The following is a 15285-nucleotide window of genomic DNA, read 5'->3' on the forward strand; positions in this document are numbered from 1 at the left end:
CAGGTCTGCTTTGACATCTCCCACCTCAGAAGCGCGTTCGAGTAACGCGCTTTCTCGTTTTCAGCTCTTTCCTTTTGCAGCGCTGTCTGCCAGCTACTTTGCGCACATCGGATTTTTCAACCCGTACTTGCCGTTGTGGCTCAAAGACTTGGGCTTCTCCATCACCATCATTGGTTTGCTCACGGCGGTGCAAGCGGCCACGCGCGTGTTGGCTCCCTATGGCTGGGGCTGGCTGAGCGACCACACCGGCGAACGCGTCAAGCTGCTGCGCTTTTGCGCCAGTGCTGCGTTGATCTGTTCGGCGGGCTTGTTGGTTGATGGCAGCGTGGTGTGGATTGCGGTGGTGTTGCTGTTAATGTTCATTCATACCAGCGCCATGATGCCCATGAGCGAGGCCGCTTTGGCGCATTTGGTCAGCACCGACCAAGGCTTTGATTCGCGTCGCTATGGTCGCGTGCGTTTGTGGGGTTCGTTGGGGTTTTTGGTCACGGTGTTTGTGGCGGGGGCGTGGTTTGAAGTGCAGGGCATGCAGAGCTTTCCTGCGTGGGCGGTGGGGTCCTTGGTCTTGCTCAACCTCAGCGTGTGGTGGCTGCCCAATCGCAAAGAAGCGGTGCATCACGACGAGGTGCGTCCATCCGTCATGCCTGTGTTGCGTCAACGCCAGGTGCAGTGGTTTTTTGCCACGGTGTTTTTCCATGTGTTGTCGCACATTGGTATTTATGTGTTCTTCTCGCTCTACCTCGATGAGTTGGGTTACAGCAAAACCATGATTGGTGTGTTGTGGGCCGTGTCAGTGGCTGCGGAGATTGTGTGGTTCTTCACCCAAAGCCGTTGGCTGCCCAAGTTCAGTTTGTCGATGTGGATGTTCATTTGCGCCGTTGCGATGGTGCTGCGCATGGTGCTCACCACATGGGCGGCCGAGTGGTTGTGGGCCTTGCTGTTTGCTCAGGTGTTGCATGCGCTCACCTTTGCCACGCAACACACGGCATGCATTGCTTTGTTGTCGCACCATTTTCCTGGACGCTTGCGGGGCAGAGGGCAGGCCTTGTATGCCTCGATTGGCTATGGTGTGCCAGGGGTTTTGGGTGCTTTAGGCGGTGGAGCCTTAAGCGATGCTTTGGGTCTGTCGTCGGTCTATGCCGTGTCGATTGCCACAGCGGCGCTGGCTTGTGTGTGTGCATGGCAATGCATGCGACAACACGCCAAGCACTGAATCGGTCGTCAGCGTGTCAAACGCGCAAAAAGTGGCTTGGTTTTGCGAGCGGCCCAGTGGTGAATAGGGACCTCGACTTTCTCATGCAGAAATAAGCCTATGCCCACACAGCACAACCAAGCAAACCCCGTCAGTGCAAAGGCCGTGTTGGGGCTGTCAAGATGGCTTTCGTTCCACATTGCGCTGAACAACACGATGACGCCAAAGTGCGTCAAGAACAGCACATACGCACTGTTAGACAAACGGTGCACCACGCGTTTCATGGGCGTCCAGTGCACCATGCCTTTTGGCTTGATGACCAGCCACACGGCGGTGAGCAACGCCAGTGACAAACGCGTGCGGTATTCAAACCACAAGGCACCCACGGTCAGCAGTGCCGTGACCCCAAACACCCTGGCTTCAAAGGGAGAGCGCTTGGCCCACGCCGCCAATACGCCTAAGCCATAGGCTGCAAAAAAGTAAATGGCCCACATGTCCAGCTCATCCACACGGTTGAATTGCCACATCGAGGCCACGCACAGCAAAGCCACGGTGATGGACAGACGCTTGTTGGTGTCGGTGTGCAAAGCGTGGCACAACACCATCAGCAATGCGTAGAGCTGGAAATCGATGGCCACATACCAGGCCCCGCTGGAAAGCGCCTCAAACCCCAAGAGGTCATGCACCAAAAAACCATGTGCCAAAAACTGCCACACGGTAGGTTCGTTGGGAAGCCAACTGGCATGGATGCTGTCACGCGACACCGCCACCGCCACGCTGATGAGAGTCAGCGCAAGCACATAAAACGGCACCAGCCGCAAATAGCGTTTGATGATGCTGATGAGCGGATGCTGGATAGATTTGTGCATCACCGATTGCGCGGCCAAATAGCCCCCCACCACCAAGAACACTTGCACGGCCAAGCGTGCATAGCGGTAGAGCCAATCCATGAGCTGTGGCCACATGAGGGTCATGGTGTCAGCCATCGGGCCGTAGGCTGAAAAGTGGTGCCACACAATCAACTGTGCGGCTACAACTTTCAACACATCGACAGTGAGGGAGCGTTCTAGCAAACGAATCTATTCCAAGAAGGGTTTAGTCGTTGGGCTTGAACACCAGCAACAGTGGTGAGTGCACGCGGCCATCGGTGTCACGTGGCAAGATTTCGGTCTTGTCGATGGCTTTGAGTACTGCGTTGTCCCAAGCCACGTTGCCGCTGGACTTGACTAGTTTTTTGTTAACAATCGTTCCGTCAGGCGCACAGCGCACTTCGACTTCGGCCGCGGGGTTGCCAGACACTGAGCTAGGGTCAAACGTGATGTTGGGTTTGATTTTTGCGCGGATACGACCGCCATATGTGTCAGACGGACCTGAAGACTTCATGGCAGTGCCCGTGGCATTCTCGCTGCCGCTCGCACCCGCCAGACCAGCGATGCGCTTCATGTTTTCTTTGCGAATGGCTTCGAGCTTTTTAGCTTCTTCGGCAGAAGCTTTGCTGTCTTTCTGCTCGGCCTGCTTCTTGGCTTCTTTTTCTTTGCGTTCCTTCTCGTCGCGCTCTTTCTGTTTTTCTTTTTCTTTACGCTCTTTGTCCTTGCGCTCTTCTTCTTTCTTCGCTTCTAGTTTTCGCTTGTCGTCGTCGAGCTTGGCTTTGGCTTTTTTCTCAGCCTCTTTTTTCACTTCTTCTTTGCGGCGCTCTTCAGCCTTCAACGCTTCTTGAATCTTTTTCTCTTCTTCAATCTTGCGTTTTTTGGCCAGTGCAATGTCTGCATCGCGGTTGGGCGCAGGTGGCTCGGGCGCTTTCACCACAGGCTTAGGCGCAGACTCTGGTTTGGGTGCGGGAGGGGGCGGTGGTGCTTCGACCTCGACCAACTTGGGCGCAGCCGCCATGGGCACGGCAGACCACAATTCGGCTTCGACAGACAAGCTGTTGTCTTGCTTCCACTGAATGCCGGCAGTCAGCGCCACGATGAGCAAAGCGTGCACCACCAAGGCCGCACCCACAGAGCGGGCGGTTCCTTCAGGTGGCGGAGGAGCAAACTCCAGATGCTTTGCTTGTGCGCTCATGGCTTAAAAATCAATCCACCAATTGAACCGCGAGGCCCACACGTTGCACACCCGAGCGCTGCAGCGTGTCCATGGCTTTGACCACAGTTTCGTATTTGATGGTGCGGTCTGCAGTGATCACCACAGGGCCTTGTGATGTCTCGCCTTGCAGCTCTTTCACGTCACGGGCCAGTCCAAGCAATGTGCTGTTGACAGACTTGTTCACAGTACCTGTGCTCTTGACAGTGATCCGCTCTTCTTTGCTGATCTCCACATGAATCACTTGGTCAGGCACGGTGGCAGCTTTGCCCACACTGGGCAAATCAATCACGGTGGGCGAGATGAGGGGCGCAGTCACCATGAAGATGATGAGCAAGACCAACATCACGTCGATGAACGGCACCATGTTGATGTCGTTCATAGCGCGGCGGCCGCGTCCTGAGCGAGGGGCAATAGAAGCCATGCTGGGTGTTCCTGCTTAGTGAGCTGTGCCGCTGGCGCTGACGTTGCGCTGCAAGATGTTGCTGAACTCTTCGATGAAGGTTTCCAGTTTGATCGACACGCGGTCAATGTCACGTGAGAAACGGTTGTAGGCCAACACCGCAGGAATCGCGGCAAACAAACCAATGGCGGTAGCCACCAGCGCTTCGGCAATACCCGGGGCCACTTTGGCCAAGGTCACTTGCTGCATGCCAGCCAAACCCGTGAAGGCGTGCATGATGCCCCATACCGTGCCAAACAAGCCCACGTAAGGTGACACAGAGCCGACGGAGGCCAGCATGGAGAGGTTGGATTCAATTGCATCCATCTCACGTTGGTAGCTCGCACGCATCGCGCGGCGCGCACCGTCCATCAATGCGCTGCTGTCGTTGATGCGGCGTTCGCGCAGTTTTTGGTACTCGCGCATGCCGCTGGCGAAGATGCGTTCCATGGGGCCAGAGGTCTTGGCGTTTTGGGCGGCGGCTGCGAACAGCTCGTTCAAGCTGGTGCCAGACCAAAAGTCGCGTTCGAACTCCTCGTTGAGTTCTTTGATGCGCTTGATGGAACCGATCTTGCGAAAGATCGCAGCCCAACTCACGATAGAAACCGTCATGAGCATCAGCACCACAACTTGGACAACCCAACTCGCGTTGAGCAATAAATGGACGATGGAAAAGTCTTGTGTCATGTCAGTCGTTCCAATACAGAAGAGGGGATTCTCGCAGGCTTCATGGCGGCAGCATCGACCCATCCGATACGGATGGTGCCTTCGCAAAGTAAAGTTTCATCCAGCCATGCTTGTTGGGCAATGACGAGGCTGGCTCGACCACCTTCGGCCAAGGTGGCGGTGACGCGCAGCTGGTCATCCAGCTTGGCGGGGCGGTGGTATTTGACGGTGGTTTCACTCACCACAAACATCCCGCCGGTTTCTTCGCGCAAGGCGTGCTGGCCAATGCCAAGCGCGCGCAGCCACTCGGTGCGGGCGCGCTCAAAAAATTTCAGGTAGTTGGCATAGAACACGATGCCACCGGCATCTGTGTCTTCCCAATAAACCCGAATAGGGTGCTCAAAAACGGTGCTCATGAATTAGCCCAGCAAGGTTTGTAAACGCCCAATGGCTGCTTGCAACTCAGGCAGTGAGCGGGCGGTGGAGAAACGCACAAAGCGCGAGGTGTCGGCATGACCAAAGTCGCGGCCTGGTGCGATGGCTAAATTTGCTTTGTTCATCACTTCAAATGCAAAGTCCCAACTGCCTTTGACGCCAAGTTTGTCGGCAGCTGCCGTGCAATCGGCCCACGCATAAAACGCGCCGTCAGGCATGACAGGCACATTCAGCCCCAATGCGTTGAGGGCGGGCACAAAGTAATCGCGGCGGGCTTTGAATTCGGCACGGCGGCGTTCGTACTCGGCAATGCTCTCGGCTTCAAAGCAGGCGAGGGCAGCATGTTGCGCCACCGTGCTAGCGCAGATGAACAGGTTTTGCGCCAAGCGCTCCAGCACGGGCACAAGTGCATCAGGCACCACCAGCCAACCCAAACGCCAGCCCGTCATGTTGAAGTACTTGCTGAAGCTGTTGAGGCTGATGATTTGGTCGTCAATGCCCAGGGCCGATTGGCCAAACTGTTCGTCGTGACTCAGGCCCAAATAAATTTCATCAATCAAGGTGGTGCCGCCACGTTGTGACACCTCGTTGTGAATGGCACGCAACTCATCGGGATGAATCGAGGTGCCTGTGGGGTTAGACGGAGAAGCCAGCAATACGCCGCGTGTGTGTGCCGTCCAATTCGCACGCACTTGCTCAGCGCTGAGCTGAAAGCGTTCCGCCGCTGTGGTGGGTACCAACACAGCTCGGCCTTCTGCCGCGCTCACAAAATGACGGTTGCAAGGGTAGCTGGGGTCTGGCATCAGCACTTCATCACCGGCTTCAATCAAGGCCAAGCATGCCAACTGCAAAGCTGCGGATGCGCCGGCCGTGATGACGATGCGGCGGGCTGGCACATTCACACCAAAGCGTGTGCTGTACCAAGCGCTGATGCGCTCGCGCAATTCTGAAATGCCAAGAGCAGGTGTGTATTGCGTCACGCCATCGTGCACAGCGCGTGCAGCAGCTTCTTGCACCAATGGCGGCGCGGTGAAATCAGGCTCGCCGATGTTCAGAAAAATCATGGGCGCATCGGTGTGCGCCACCAAAGCGGCACGTTCGGCGGCGGCCTTGGCCACCTCCATCACATAGAAAGGCTCAATGCGTTGCGCACGCTGGGCGATCTTCATCATCAATCGCGCAACTTACCTTTGGCGCGGTCAGACTCGACTTCGAGTGCGCGCAGTTTGGGTGCTAAACCGTTGAGCACGCCGTTGACGTACTTGTGACCATCGGTGCCGCCGAAAGACTTGGCGAGTTCGATGTATTCGTTCAGCACCACGCGCCATGGCACGTCGATGCAGTGTTGAAACTCATACGCGCCCATCCACATCACGGCGTGTTCGATGGGGGAGATTTCGTTGAGCTTGCGGTCAAGCAAGGGCTCAATGAGTGAGTCCAAAATTTCGCGTTGCTCAATGCAGCCATACAGCAGCGCGTCGTAATGCACCGAGTCAGATTTGTGAAAGCCGCTCAGGTCGCGTGTGAACACATCAATGTCGGCCGCTTCGTTGTTGCCCACCAAAAATTGGTAGAGGCCTTGCAGGGCAAATTCACGCGAACGGCTGCGGCCAGATTTGGCGGCGCTTTTGGTGGTGCCATTTTTTTCCGATTTACTGTCCGTTTTACTGGCAGTTTTGCGCGGGGCTTTGTCTTCGGTATTCAAATGTTCGCTCATGCCAAGCTCTCCAAAAGCAAAGCCATTTCTACGGCTACGCGTGCCGCATCCCGGCCTTTGTCAGTTTGACGCGCCACAGCTTGTGGCATGTCTTCGGTGGTGATGATGGCGTTGGCTATCGGCACGTGGTAGTCCATGCCCACGCGGGTCACACCAGCGCCTGATTCGTTAGCAACTAATTCAAAGTGGTAAGTCTCGCCACGGATGATGCAGCCCAGTGCGATGAGGGCGCTGAACGGTTCTGGGTCTTCAATTTGCGCGAGTGCAGCCAAGGCCAAGGGCACTTCGAGCGCGCCCGGCACATGCACGTGGGTGATGCGGTCATCGCTCACGCCCATGGCTTTGAGTTCAGCGATGCAAGCAGCAGCCAGTGCGTTGGTGATGTCGTCGTTGAAGCGCGCTTGGACGATGCCAATTTTCAAAGCGCTGCCGTCGAGCGTAGTAGTGGAGGCGAGGTTAGAGATAAACATATTTTTATTCTTTGTGGTTTTATTCTTTAGACAGATAGCCCGTGATTTCAAGTCCGTAGCCCGTCATGCTGGGCATGCGGCGTGGATTGCCCATGAGGCGCATTTTGTGCACCCCGCAGTCACGCAAAATTTGCGCGCCCACGCCATAGCTTCGCAGGTCCATGCGGCCGCGCTCTGGGCCGTGAGCTGAGCGGGCAGTGCCATCAAATTGGTTCAGCAGTTGCTCACCGCTTTCGCCGCAGTTGAGCAAGACCACTACGCCTGTGCCCTCAAGGCTGATGCGTGCCAAAGCTGCATCCAAACCCCATGAGTGCATGACACGGTTGGGTTCCAGCGCATCGAGCACCGAGAGTGGCTCGTGTACGCGTGCCAACACTTCGGCGTCAGCGCCCCAAGTGCCTTTGACGAGGGCCATGTGCACAGCGCCGCTGGTCATGTCTTTGTAGGCGTTGGCGGTGAACTCGCCGTGCGCGGTGTGCATGGTGCGCGAGCTGACTTTGTGCACGAGTGATTCGTTGCGGCTGCGGTAGGCAATGAGGTCAGCGATGGTGCCAATTTTCAAATCGTGTTCGGCTGCGAAGATTTGCAAATCAGGCAAACGTGCCATCGTGCCATCGTCTTTCATGATTTCGCAAATCACGGAAGAGGGTGAGCAGCCAGCCATCGCAGCCAAATCGCAACCTGCTTCGGTGTGGCCTGCACGCATGAGCACGCCACCGTCTACCGCTTGCAGGGGGAACACGTGGCCGGGTTGCACCAAGTCAGTAGGTTGGGTGGCTTTGGCCACGGCAACTTCGATGGTGCGCGAACGGTCAGCGGCAGAGATGCCGGTGGTCACGCCCTCAGCAGCTTCGATGGAGACGGTGAACGCGGTGCTGTACACCGTGCCATTGCGTGCGGCCATGGGGGGCAGCTTCAAATATTCGCAGCGCTCGCGGGTGAGCGTGAGACAAATTAGGCCACGACCAAAGCGGGCCATGAAGTTGATGGCTTCAGGTGTGACGTGGTCAGACGCTAGTACTAAGTCGCCCTCGTTCTCGCGGTCTTCCTCATCGACCAAGATCACGATGCGACCGGCCTTCATGTCGGCCACGATGTCTTCGACGGGAGAGATGGCGACGGGCGATTTGCCCGATGCGTTGGCGATACTCATGCGTTGGCTTTCAATGCGGCAGCGTCACCCAGCGAAGCGTCGACACGCAACATGCGTTCAACGTAGCGGGCGACGGTGTCAATTTCGAGGTTCACGGTGCTACCGGTTTTGAGCGAACCCAAAGCGGTGTTGTCCACAGTGTGAGGAATGAGGTTGATACTGACTTCAGAGCCACGCAAGCCTAGAGGGCCGTCTGCGTTGAAGAAGTCTTGCACGCTGTTCACCGTTAGGCTCACGCCATTGATGGTGATGGAGCCTTTGTAAGCCAAGTACTTGGCTAGGTCGGTGGGGGCCATGATGCGCAGCTCCCAGCTTTCGCCGATTTGCGCAAAGTGGCTCACGTGACCAATGCCGTCCACATGGCCCGACACGATGTGGCCGCCCAAGCGGTCATGGGCGCGTAGCGCTTTTTCAAGGTTGACGCGGCCGAGCTCAGTTAGACCACTGGTGCGAGCCAGTGATTCCACAGAGATGTCGATGGTGAAAGTGTGTGTGTCGAGGTCGAAGCTGGTGACCGTCATGCAAGCGCCGTTGAGCGCGATGCTGTCCCCCAGCGTGACGTCGTCGAGATACGCGGCAGGGGCCTCAATGGTGAGACGCTTGCCGTGGCTTAAAGAGCTACCCAGGTCGTGGACAGCGGTGATGCGCCCCACGCCGGTGATGATTCCGGTGAACATGGACGATATTTTCGCAGGTTTAAGTGCCGCTTACCGGCCGAGGCGGGCCAATATCCTTAAATCAGGACCGATTTGTGTCACTTCGTGAAACGAGAGGGCTTTGGCATCGTCCAAACTCGTGAAAGGCCCCAAATTTGTCATGCCGCGTCCTTGGCCCATGAGCTTGGGTGCGAGGTAGGTGAGCAGCTCATCCACCAAGCCTTCACGCAACAAAGAGCCATTGAGTTTGTGACCCGCTTCCACATGCACTTCGTTGATTTGCTTTTGACCGAGCTCTTTGAGCATGGCAACTAGGTCGACTTTGCCTGATGAGTTGGGTAGGCAAATGACCTTTGCGCCTTTGGTCTCAAGGGCTTGGCGACGCTCGGCGTTGTCGACGGCGCAGTAAATCCAAACAGGGCGTTGCGGTTTGAAGAGCTTGGCCGTGAGTGGCGTTTCGAGCTGGCTGTCCATCACCACCAGCGTGGGCTGGCGTGGGGTGGGCACGGCGCGCACATCGAGTTGCGGGTCGTCTTCCAAAACGGTGCCGATGCCTGTGAGCACGGCGCATGCGCGGGCACGCCATGCATGGCCATCGTCACGCGCGGGGGCCGAGGTGATCCACTGACTCACGCCGTTCTCTAACGCAGTTTGCCCGTCGAGCGATGCTGCCACTTTCATGCGCACCCAGGGGGTGCCGTGGGTCATGCGTTTGAAAAAACCGATGTTGAGTTCGTGCGCTTCTTCGCCAAGCAAGCCTACGTCCACTTGCACGCCTGCTGCACGCAAGCGTGCAATGCCTTGGCCTGCCACATGTGGGTTAGGGTCACCTTCTGCCACCACCACGCGAGCCAAGCCTACATCGATGAGTGCATCGCAACAGGGGCCGGTGCGGCCTTGGTGGCTGCAAGGTTCCAGCGTCACATACGCTGTGGCGCCTTTGACGTCGTTGTTTTTAGCTTGTGCATCGAGCAGGGCCATCACTTCGGCGTGCGCTTCGCCTGCACGTTGTGTGTGGCCGCTACCGAGCACTTCGCCGTTAGCACCGACGATGACGCAGCCCACGCGGGGGTTGGGCGAGGTCAAAAACAAAGCCTCGCGCGCTAAGGCCAAGGCGCTTGTCATGTGGAGGGTGTCGTGCGCTGAAAAAGTCATGGCGCAATTATGAATGGCGAGACCTGCAGTTCACATGGGGGTATTTCTTTTGCGCGTGGCCATGGTGCATTCCTACCGACTCCAACACTGCGCCGCCGTTTGACTGGCGCCTTGCACGCTGCGCACACCCAGATGGTTAACAGTCAAGACACCGCAGCTGTCAGCGGCTTGCGTGCCTTGTGGGGTGGCGCTGAGCGTGTAGCTTTGTGTGCTGCTGGCGACGGTCATCTTGTAGCGCTGCCCCTCAACTTGCAGAACGCTCGCGGGCACATCGGCTGCTGACGGATAGCTGCCATTAGCGCTGGCCGCGCGTTCAAACCAGTGTGCGGCTTGCAGCAATGAAGCACGTGCTTGGGCGCGTTGGCTTCGCAGAATCAAACTTTGGTAGCTGGGCCAAGCAAGGCTGGCAAGTAGGGCCACGCAGGCGAGGGCGATGAGCAGCTCGATGAGGGTGAAGCCATGTTGGCGATGGGCGTGTGTCATGTGGGTTCAGTCGTGCAGCACATGCCAGCTGTGCCACTGACCTGTGTGGGATGTGTCACTGGTTCGTGTCCAAATGGCTTGCAGCACGGTGGTGCTGCCGGGCGTGACGCCTTTGGCTAAGGTTGTGATGCGGTAAAGGAATGGTGGGGTGGATGTGACGTTGGCAGTGGCATTGCCGTTGCCGTTGCCGTTGCCGTTGCCGTTGTTCGGAAACACCTCGACCCAATACCAAGCGGTGTTGTTGCCATAGGGCGTATGGGCGGCGCTGACTTGCATGGCTGAGCCTGTTTGCGATTTCCAGTCACTTGCTTTGGTGGCAGAGGGATTGAGTGCATGGGGCGCGCAAATGCCAGCGTTGCAAATGTTTGTGCCTAAGCGTTGGCGCAGCATGTCGTACTCAGCCAGGGTGTTGGGAAAGAACGCGTGGGTCTGCGTGGCGTTGCCGGCGGTGTGGCGCAAGTTGGTGGTTCCGTCGTTGTTGGTGGCGTTGCTCAGGATGTCGGCCAAGGCCACGGGCAACACCGCTTCAGCTTTGTGCTGTGCGCGTAACTGGTCTGCTTCTGCGTTGAGCAGTTGGTCGTTCACCCAGAGGTTGCGCATCGCCAATAGCGTGGCGATGCTGGCCAGCGCAAGCATGACCATCAAGGTGGGAAGTGCAAATCCGTTGATGCGTGTTGAGTACCTCATGGCATGACTCCTTCGCGATTGCGCAAAGCCACCACACGTTTGAACGTTCGGCGTACGCGGCCATCAGACAGCAAAACCTCATCTTGGCAACCTTTGAGATGGCTGTTGGACTTGGTGTTGTGCACGGTGTTGATGCTGGCGACGCGCAAACACACCTCGATGGCCAACACCTGCCCCATGTCCGTCACTTGGTTGGCGGTTTTCCACTGAAGGGTTTGGGTGCTTGGGTTGGCTTCGGCGTAGCGCAACTGAAAATCTTCCACGCCTTCCGCCAAAGCTTGGTAGGTGCTGTTGGTGAGGTTGAGGTCTTTGCAGCTCAGCTCCTTGTTGGTGTTGAGTTTGTAATCGCTGCGCACTATGGCGTGGGTACTGCCGGTGTTGCCTTGGCAGTCCATGGTGTCGAGTGCATGCCAATGGCCGAGGGTGAGGCTCTCGACAGATTTGTTGCCATTCACACCCGCCAAAGCGACTTGCCCCGCGTCTTCATTGAGTGAAATTTCCACGGTGAAGTTGCCGTTGCTGTTATTCGCTTTGAGGTAAGCGGCCCCTGCCACGTGTACTTGCTCGTGGATATTGCGCAAAGCCACGCGTGCGTTGGCGTGCACCGCATCCGCCGCAGCCATGGCGTGCCACGTTTGTTTGCTGGTGCCATAGACGGCTGTGGCTGCAGCGATGACCAGCAGACCGAGCGCCATGCCAATGAGTAACTCTGGCAGGGTGTAGCCCTTCTGTGAGTATGTTTGGTTTTTGTATGGGCTCATCGGTCTGGTCTGAAGAACAAACGCCAGCAGCTCATGTCAGTGGGGCAGGGCGGAGAGCCCGATGTTGTGTCGGTGCGGTAGGTTTCATTCGCGTCGCGCCAAGCGATGACGATGCCCCACCAGTTGGGTGCGTCTGTCAAAGCAAACACAGCGGCGTCGCCCTCTGGTAGTTGGCTTTGCAAGGCTTGTTGTAGCTGCTGCATGTCCCACGTTGCAAGGTCTTGGCGTGAACAGGCGGTGGCTGAGCAGTCGGGTGCTGCGGTGGTGGCATTGCCCCACGCCTTGGCGTACATCGCACGTTGCGGTGCGTTCAAACGCATGCGCTCCGCCAAGTCGTCTGCAATGCCTGTGGCGACCGAGCGCATGAGTTGTTGGCGCTGTTGCGTCAGGGCTTGCTGGTGCATCCACAACAGACCTAGGACGCCAAAGGCCAAGATGACCAAAGCCACAAGCGCTTCTAGCAAAGCAATGCCAAGCAGTTGTTGTCTGGCTTGCCTTGGATGCCGCATGAATTGCGGCTTAATTGGCTGATTCAGCTGCTGCATGCTTCACCCGATTGCCAGCGCAAACGGCTGGCGCTGCTGAGGCACAAGACGTTGGCAATGTTGAGTGCAGCTTGCCGTGACTTAATCACCCAGCGGTCGCCCACGGTGCCAAGGTCGCCACGTTGGCTGATGTCCAGTGGGTCTGATTTGGTAAACGTCACTTGCAAAGGCGTTTGCACTTGCGAGGTGTGCAACACGGTTTGGTCGACCTTGACGACCAGCTGCCACCCGCAGCTCCAATCGTTGTTGGCAGACGTGCCCCATGTGCAATCGCGCAAGCGGGCGAGTTGCAAAGTTTCGCCACGTTGCACGGCACGGACGCGGGCGGTTTGCAAATCGTTCATCAGTTGGTCACGGGCGGCTTCAACGCGGCTGCGTTCTTGCAAACGTTGCCAGCTAGGGATGGCAAAAGATGCCATGACCGCGAGCACGCCCAAACACACCAACAGCTCCACCAGGGTGAAGCCTTGTGAGTTTGAATCCCGTGAGCACCGGATATGAGGCGTAAAAAAACCTAGCCTTTGCATGGCGCAAATGCTAGGTTTTGACGGGGCATCAGCGCATGGCTGAGACTCGAAAACTACTTACGAACTTCGTCCACCAAACTCTTGAAGTCGTCGATGTCTTCAAAGCTGCGGTACACGCTGGCAAAACGGATATAGGCGACTTTGTCGAGCTTTTTGAGTTCGCGCATGACGAGCTCGCCAATCCGTGTGGAGGGCACTTCGCGTTGACCCAATGACATGAGCTTTTCTTCGATGCGTTCGATGGCGTTGTCCACCTGCTCGGTACTGACAGGGCGTTTACGCAGTGCAAGGCCCATGGATTCGAGGAGTTTGTTGCGTTTGTATTCGATGCGTCGACCGTCTTTTTTGACGATGTTGGGGAAGCTGACGTCTGGGCGCTCGTAGGTGGTGTAGCGCTTTTCACAGGCGCCGCATTGGCGACGGCGGCGAATGGAGTCGCCGTCTTCGGACATGCGGGTTTCGACGACTTGCGTTTCTAGGTGGCCGCAGAAGGGACATTTCATTTTTTGTGCTCTCTTTTGCTTTTGTATTTTTTGCTGGGCTCGCTGAGGGCATTTGGTATTGGCCGCTTCCTCATGCTGGAGTACCAGAAATCGTCAGCGGCCAATACCAAACACCCTCAGTCTGCGTCATGCTTTGCTTCGCTCGCAAACCTCACTCGGCCCCGTTCCTCTGACAAAGTTGCAAAGCAACGAGTGAACCACTTCTAACCTCAAACAGCGCGGGTTGTAGGTGCGGCGGGCGATGATTTCTGGTACCCCAGCATGAAGAGCCCGCCGTACCTGCAGCCCGTGTCCTATCCGGCGAGAAACCTTAACCAGCAAAAACTCTTCACGAATACAAACTACTAAAAACAAAACCCCCGTCACGAATGAGCGGGGGTTTGAAAGAAGTTACTTGTAAACAGGAAACTTAGAAGTCAGCGCATGCACCTTGGCACGCACCGCAGCAATGTTGGCTTCGTCGTGTGGGTTGTCCAGCACGTCAGCAATCAAGTTGGCTGTGATGCGAGCTTCCTCGTCTTTGAAACCACGCGTTGTCATCGCTGGCGTGCCGATGCGCACACCGCTGGTGACGAAAGGTTTCTCTGGATCGTTCGGAATGGCGTTCTTATTGATCGTCATGTGCGCAGCGCCCAAAGCCGCTTCGGCTTCTTTGCCGGTGATCTTCTTGGAGCGCAAGTCCACCAACATCACATGGCTTTGAGTGCCGCCGCTCACGATGCGCAGACCGCGCGCTGTCAACGTTTCAGCCACGATCTTGGCGTTCTTCACCACCTGGGCTTGGTACTCTTTGAACTCAGGCTGCATGGCTTCTTTGAAAGCCACCGCCTTGGCGGCGATGACATGCATCAGCGGGCCGCCTTGCAGGCCAGGGAAGATGGCGCTGTTGATGGCTTTTTCGTGCTCGGCCTTCATCAAGATGATGCCGCCGCGTGGGCCGCGCAAGCTCTTGTGGGTGGTGGAGGTCACCACGTCGGCGTGAGGCACGGGGTTGGGGTATTGGCCTGCGGCGATCAAGCCAGCGTAGTGGGCCATGTCGACCATGAAGATCGCGCCAACTTCCTTAGCGATCTTGGCAAAGCGTTCCCAGTCGATGTGCAAGCTGTAGGCAGAAGCGCCGGCCACGATGAGCTTGGGCTTGTGTTCGCGGGCCTTGGCTTCCATCGCTTCGTAGTCGATGGCTTCCTTGCTGTCCAAGCCGTAAGACACAACGTTGAACCATTTGCCAGACATGTTCAGGGCCATGCCGTGGGTCAAGTGACCGCCTTCGGCCAAGCTCATGCCCATGATGGTGTCGCCAGGCTTCAAGAACGCGAGGAACACGGCTTCGTTGGCCGATGCACCGCAATGGGGTTGCACGTTGGCGGCGTCTGCACCGAAGATGGTTTTGATGCGGTCGATGGCCAGTTGTTCGGCCACGTCCACGAATTCGCAGCCACCGTAGTAGCGCTTGCCTGGGTAGCCTTCGGCGTATTTGTTGGTCAGTTGCGAGCCTTGGGCTTGCATGACGGCGGGAGACGCGTAGTTCTCGCTGGCGATCAGCTCGATGTGGTGCTCTTGGCGGGCGTTTTCGGCCTGAATGGCGGCCCAAACTTCGGGGTCTGTTTGTTCGATCAAGATGTTGCGGTTGTACATACTGGCAGTCCTAGAAAAAGGTGGTGTTGTGGCTGCCCAGGCGAACGGCAAAACACCTCTGTGAACAGAGGCTGCGCGCTTCCCAGTGGTCATACATCCACGTCAGCGTTGTGGGGCTGATGCCTCACACGCCTATCGCCAGTTGCGCGCGGATGAGAGTTTACCGCGCTTGGATA

19 protein-coding genes and 1 riboswitch are annotated in these 15285 nt (G+C 57.1%); of the genes, 1 reads left to right on the forward strand and 18 read right to left on the reverse strand.

The annotated features are described in order from the left end of the window. Positions 1–10 precede the first annotated feature (10 nt). On the forward strand, positions 11–1213 hold the full coding sequence (locus C5F52_RS25230; RefSeq protein WP_104801132.1) for an MFS transporter: 1203 nt from the start codon (positions 11–13) through the stop codon (positions 1211–1213). 8 nt (positions 1214–1221) lie between these two features. Here C5F52_RS25230 and C5F52_RS25235 read toward each other — a convergent pair whose 3' ends face one another. The 18 genes from C5F52_RS25235 to glyA all read right to left on the reverse strand — a co-directional run bounded on the left by C5F52_RS25235 (position 1222) and on the right by glyA (position 15109). Continuing rightward, a complete protein-coding gene (locus C5F52_RS25235; protein WP_161499764.1) occupies positions 1222–2265 on the reverse strand; it encodes an acyltransferase in 1044 nt (347 codons plus the stop codon). Between the two features lie 22 nt (positions 2266–2287). Beyond that, entirely contained in the window at positions 2288–3256 is a 969-nt protein-coding gene (gene tolA / locus C5F52_RS25240; RefSeq protein WP_104801134.1) for a cell envelope integrity protein TolA, read from the reverse strand. Positions 3257–3266: 10 nt separating this feature from the next. Further along, positions 3267–3698, reverse strand: a complete 432-nt coding sequence (locus tag C5F52_RS25245; RefSeq protein WP_104801135.1) for a biopolymer transporter ExbD — start codon at positions 3696–3698, stop codon at positions 3267–3269. Positions 3699–3713: 15 nt separating this feature from the next. Further along, the gene (gene tolQ, locus C5F52_RS25250; protein WP_104801136.1) at positions 3714–4403 is read right to left on the reverse strand and encodes a protein TolQ; all 690 of its coding nucleotides are present in this window, start codon (positions 4401–4403) and stop codon (positions 3714–3716) included. Continuing rightward, positions 4400–4798, reverse strand: coding sequence for a tol-pal system-associated acyl-CoA thioesterase (gene ybgC, locus C5F52_RS25255; RefSeq protein ID WP_104801137.1), 399 nt, complete (start codon positions 4796–4798; stop codon positions 4400–4402). Before ybgC ends, tolQ begins: the two co-directional genes overlap by 4 nt. A 3-nt stretch (positions 4799–4801) precedes the next feature. Next, positions 4802–5986 carry a pyridoxal phosphate-dependent aminotransferase gene (locus C5F52_RS25260; RefSeq protein ID WP_104801138.1) on the reverse strand — a complete coding sequence of 395 codons (1185 nt, stop codon included), beginning with the start codon at positions 5984–5986 and terminating at the stop codon, positions 4802–4804. Positions 5987–5988: 2 nt separating this feature from the next. Beyond that, positions 5989–6534: a transcription antitermination factor NusB gene (nusB, locus tag C5F52_RS25265; RefSeq protein WP_104801139.1), complete on the reverse strand. Its 546-nt coding sequence runs from the start codon at positions 6532–6534 to the stop codon at positions 5989–5991. After that, positions 6531–7004: a 6,7-dimethyl-8-ribityllumazine synthase gene (gene ribH, locus C5F52_RS25270; protein WP_104801140.1), complete on the reverse strand. Its 474-nt coding sequence runs from the start codon at positions 7002–7004 to the stop codon at positions 6531–6533. The genes nusB and ribH overlap by 4 nt, the downstream gene beginning before the upstream one ends. 19 nt (positions 7005–7023) lie before the next feature. Then, positions 7024–8157: a bifunctional 3,4-dihydroxy-2-butanone-4-phosphate synthase/GTP cyclohydrolase II gene (gene ribBA / locus C5F52_RS25275; protein WP_104801141.1), complete on the reverse strand. Its 1134-nt coding sequence runs from the start codon at positions 8155–8157 to the stop codon at positions 7024–7026. Further along, complete coding sequence (locus tag C5F52_RS25280; RefSeq protein WP_104801142.1) at positions 8154–8834, reverse strand: riboflavin synthase; 681 nt, start codon at positions 8832–8834, stop codon at positions 8154–8156. The genes ribBA and C5F52_RS25280 overlap by 4 nt, the downstream gene beginning before the upstream one ends. Before the next feature lie 30 nt (positions 8835–8864). Further along, positions 8865–9968, reverse strand: a complete 1104-nt coding sequence (gene ribD / locus C5F52_RS25285) for a bifunctional diaminohydroxyphosphoribosylaminopyrimidine deaminase/5-amino-6-(5-phosphoribosylamino)uracil reductase RibD (RefSeq protein ID WP_104801143.1) — start codon at positions 9966–9968, stop codon at positions 8865–8867. 72 nt (positions 9969–10040) lie between these two features. Further along, a complete protein-coding gene (locus tag C5F52_RS25290) occupies positions 10041–10451 on the reverse strand; it encodes a type IV pilin protein (protein WP_104801144.1) in 411 nt (136 codons plus the stop codon). A gap of 6 nt (positions 10452–10457) precedes the next feature. After that, positions 10458–11138, reverse strand: coding sequence for a pilus assembly protein (locus C5F52_RS25295; RefSeq protein WP_104801145.1), 681 nt, complete (start codon positions 11136–11138; stop codon positions 10458–10460). Then, a complete protein-coding gene (locus C5F52_RS25300) occupies positions 11135–11899 on the reverse strand; it encodes a PilW family protein (protein WP_104801146.1) in 765 nt (254 codons plus the stop codon). Before C5F52_RS25300 ends, C5F52_RS25295 begins: the two co-directional genes overlap by 4 nt. Further along, positions 11896–12408, reverse strand: a complete 513-nt coding sequence (gene pilV / locus C5F52_RS25305) for a type IV pilus modification protein PilV (protein WP_161499765.1) — start codon at positions 12406–12408, stop codon at positions 11896–11898. The genes C5F52_RS25300 and pilV overlap by 4 nt, the downstream gene beginning before the upstream one ends. A gap of 23 nt (positions 12409–12431) precedes the next feature. Beyond that, on the reverse strand, positions 12432–12971 hold the full coding sequence (locus C5F52_RS25310) for a Tfp pilus assembly protein FimT/FimU (RefSeq protein WP_104801148.1): 540 nt from the start codon (positions 12969–12971) through the stop codon (positions 12432–12434). A gap of 53 nt (positions 12972–13024) precedes the next feature. Then, a complete protein-coding gene (gene nrdR / locus C5F52_RS25315; protein WP_104801149.1) occupies positions 13025–13474 on the reverse strand; it encodes a transcriptional regulator NrdR in 450 nt (149 codons plus the stop codon). Positions 13475–13864: 390 nt separating this feature from the next. Continuing rightward, positions 13865–15109: a serine hydroxymethyltransferase gene (glyA, locus tag C5F52_RS25320; RefSeq protein ID WP_104801150.1), complete on the reverse strand. Its 1245-nt coding sequence runs from the start codon at positions 15107–15109 to the stop codon at positions 13865–13867. A 27-nt stretch (positions 15110–15136) separates the two neighbouring features. Beyond that, a riboswitch (ZMP/ZTP riboswitch) is annotated at positions 15137–15265 on the reverse strand. Between the last annotated feature and the right edge of the window lie 20 nt (positions 15266–15285).

It is taken from the genome of Limnohabitans sp. TS-CS-82, from assembly GCF_002943475.1.

What these genes read in the sequence shown, in the direction of transcription:
- tolA (WP_104801134.1), bottom strand. Translation starts at nt 3,256, where the DNA reads ATGAGCGCACAAGCAAAGCATCTGGAGTTTGCTCCTCCGCCACCTGAA.
- C5F52_RS25245 (WP_104801135.1), bottom strand. Translation starts at nt 3,698, where the DNA reads ATGGCTTCTATTGCCCCTCGCTCAGGACGCGGCCGCCGCGCTATGAAC.
- tolQ (WP_104801136.1), bottom strand. Translation starts at nt 4,403, where the DNA reads ATGACACAAGACTTTTCCATCGTCCATTTATTGCTCAACGCGAGTTGG.
- ybgC (WP_104801137.1), bottom strand. Translation starts at nt 4,798, where the DNA reads ATGAGCACCGTTTTTGAGCACCCTATTCGGGTTTATTGGGAAGACACA.
- C5F52_RS25260 (WP_104801138.1), bottom strand. Translation starts at nt 5,986, where the DNA reads ATGAAGATCGCCCAGCGTGCGCAACGCATTGAGCCTTTCTATGTGATG.
- nusB (WP_104801139.1), bottom strand. Translation starts at nt 6,534, where the DNA reads ATGAGCGAACATTTGAATACCGAAGACAAAGCCCCGCGCAAAACTGCC.
- ribH (WP_104801140.1), bottom strand. Translation starts at nt 7,004, where the DNA reads ATGTTTATCTCTAACCTCGCCTCCACTACTACGCTCGACGGCAGCGCT.
- ribBA (WP_104801141.1), bottom strand. Translation starts at nt 8,157, where the DNA reads ATGAGTATCGCCAACGCATCGGGCAAATCGCCCGTCGCCATCTCTCCC.
- C5F52_RS25280 (WP_104801142.1), bottom strand. Translation starts at nt 8,834, where the DNA reads ATGTTCACCGGAATCATCACCGGCGTGGGGCGCATCACCGCTGTCCAC.
- ribD (WP_104801143.1), bottom strand. Translation starts at nt 9,968, where the DNA reads ATGACTTTTTCAGCGCACGACACCCTCCACATGACAAGCGCCTTGGCC.
- C5F52_RS25290 (WP_104801144.1), bottom strand. Translation starts at nt 10,451, where the DNA reads ATGACACACGCCCATCGCCAACATGGCTTCACCCTCATCGAGCTGCTC.
- C5F52_RS25295 (WP_104801145.1), bottom strand. Translation starts at nt 11,138, where the DNA reads ATGAGGTACTCAACACGCATCAACGGATTTGCACTTCCCACCTTGATG.
- C5F52_RS25300 (WP_104801146.1), bottom strand. Translation starts at nt 11,899, where the DNA reads ATGAGCCCATACAAAAACCAAACATACTCACAGAAGGGCTACACCCTG.
- pilV (WP_161499765.1), bottom strand. Translation starts at nt 12,408, where the DNA reads ATGCGGCATCCAAGGCAAGCCAGACAACAACTGCTTGGCATTGCTTTG.
- C5F52_RS25310 (WP_104801148.1), bottom strand. Translation starts at nt 12,971, where the DNA reads ATGCAAAGGCTAGGTTTTTTTACGCCTCATATCCGGTGCTCACGGGAT.
- nrdR (WP_104801149.1), bottom strand. Translation starts at nt 13,474, where the DNA reads ATGAAATGTCCCTTCTGCGGCCACCTAGAAACGCAAGTCGTCGAAACC.
- glyA (WP_104801150.1), bottom strand. Translation starts at nt 15,109, where the DNA reads ATGTACAACCGCAACATCTTGATCGAACAAACAGACCCCGAAGTTTGG.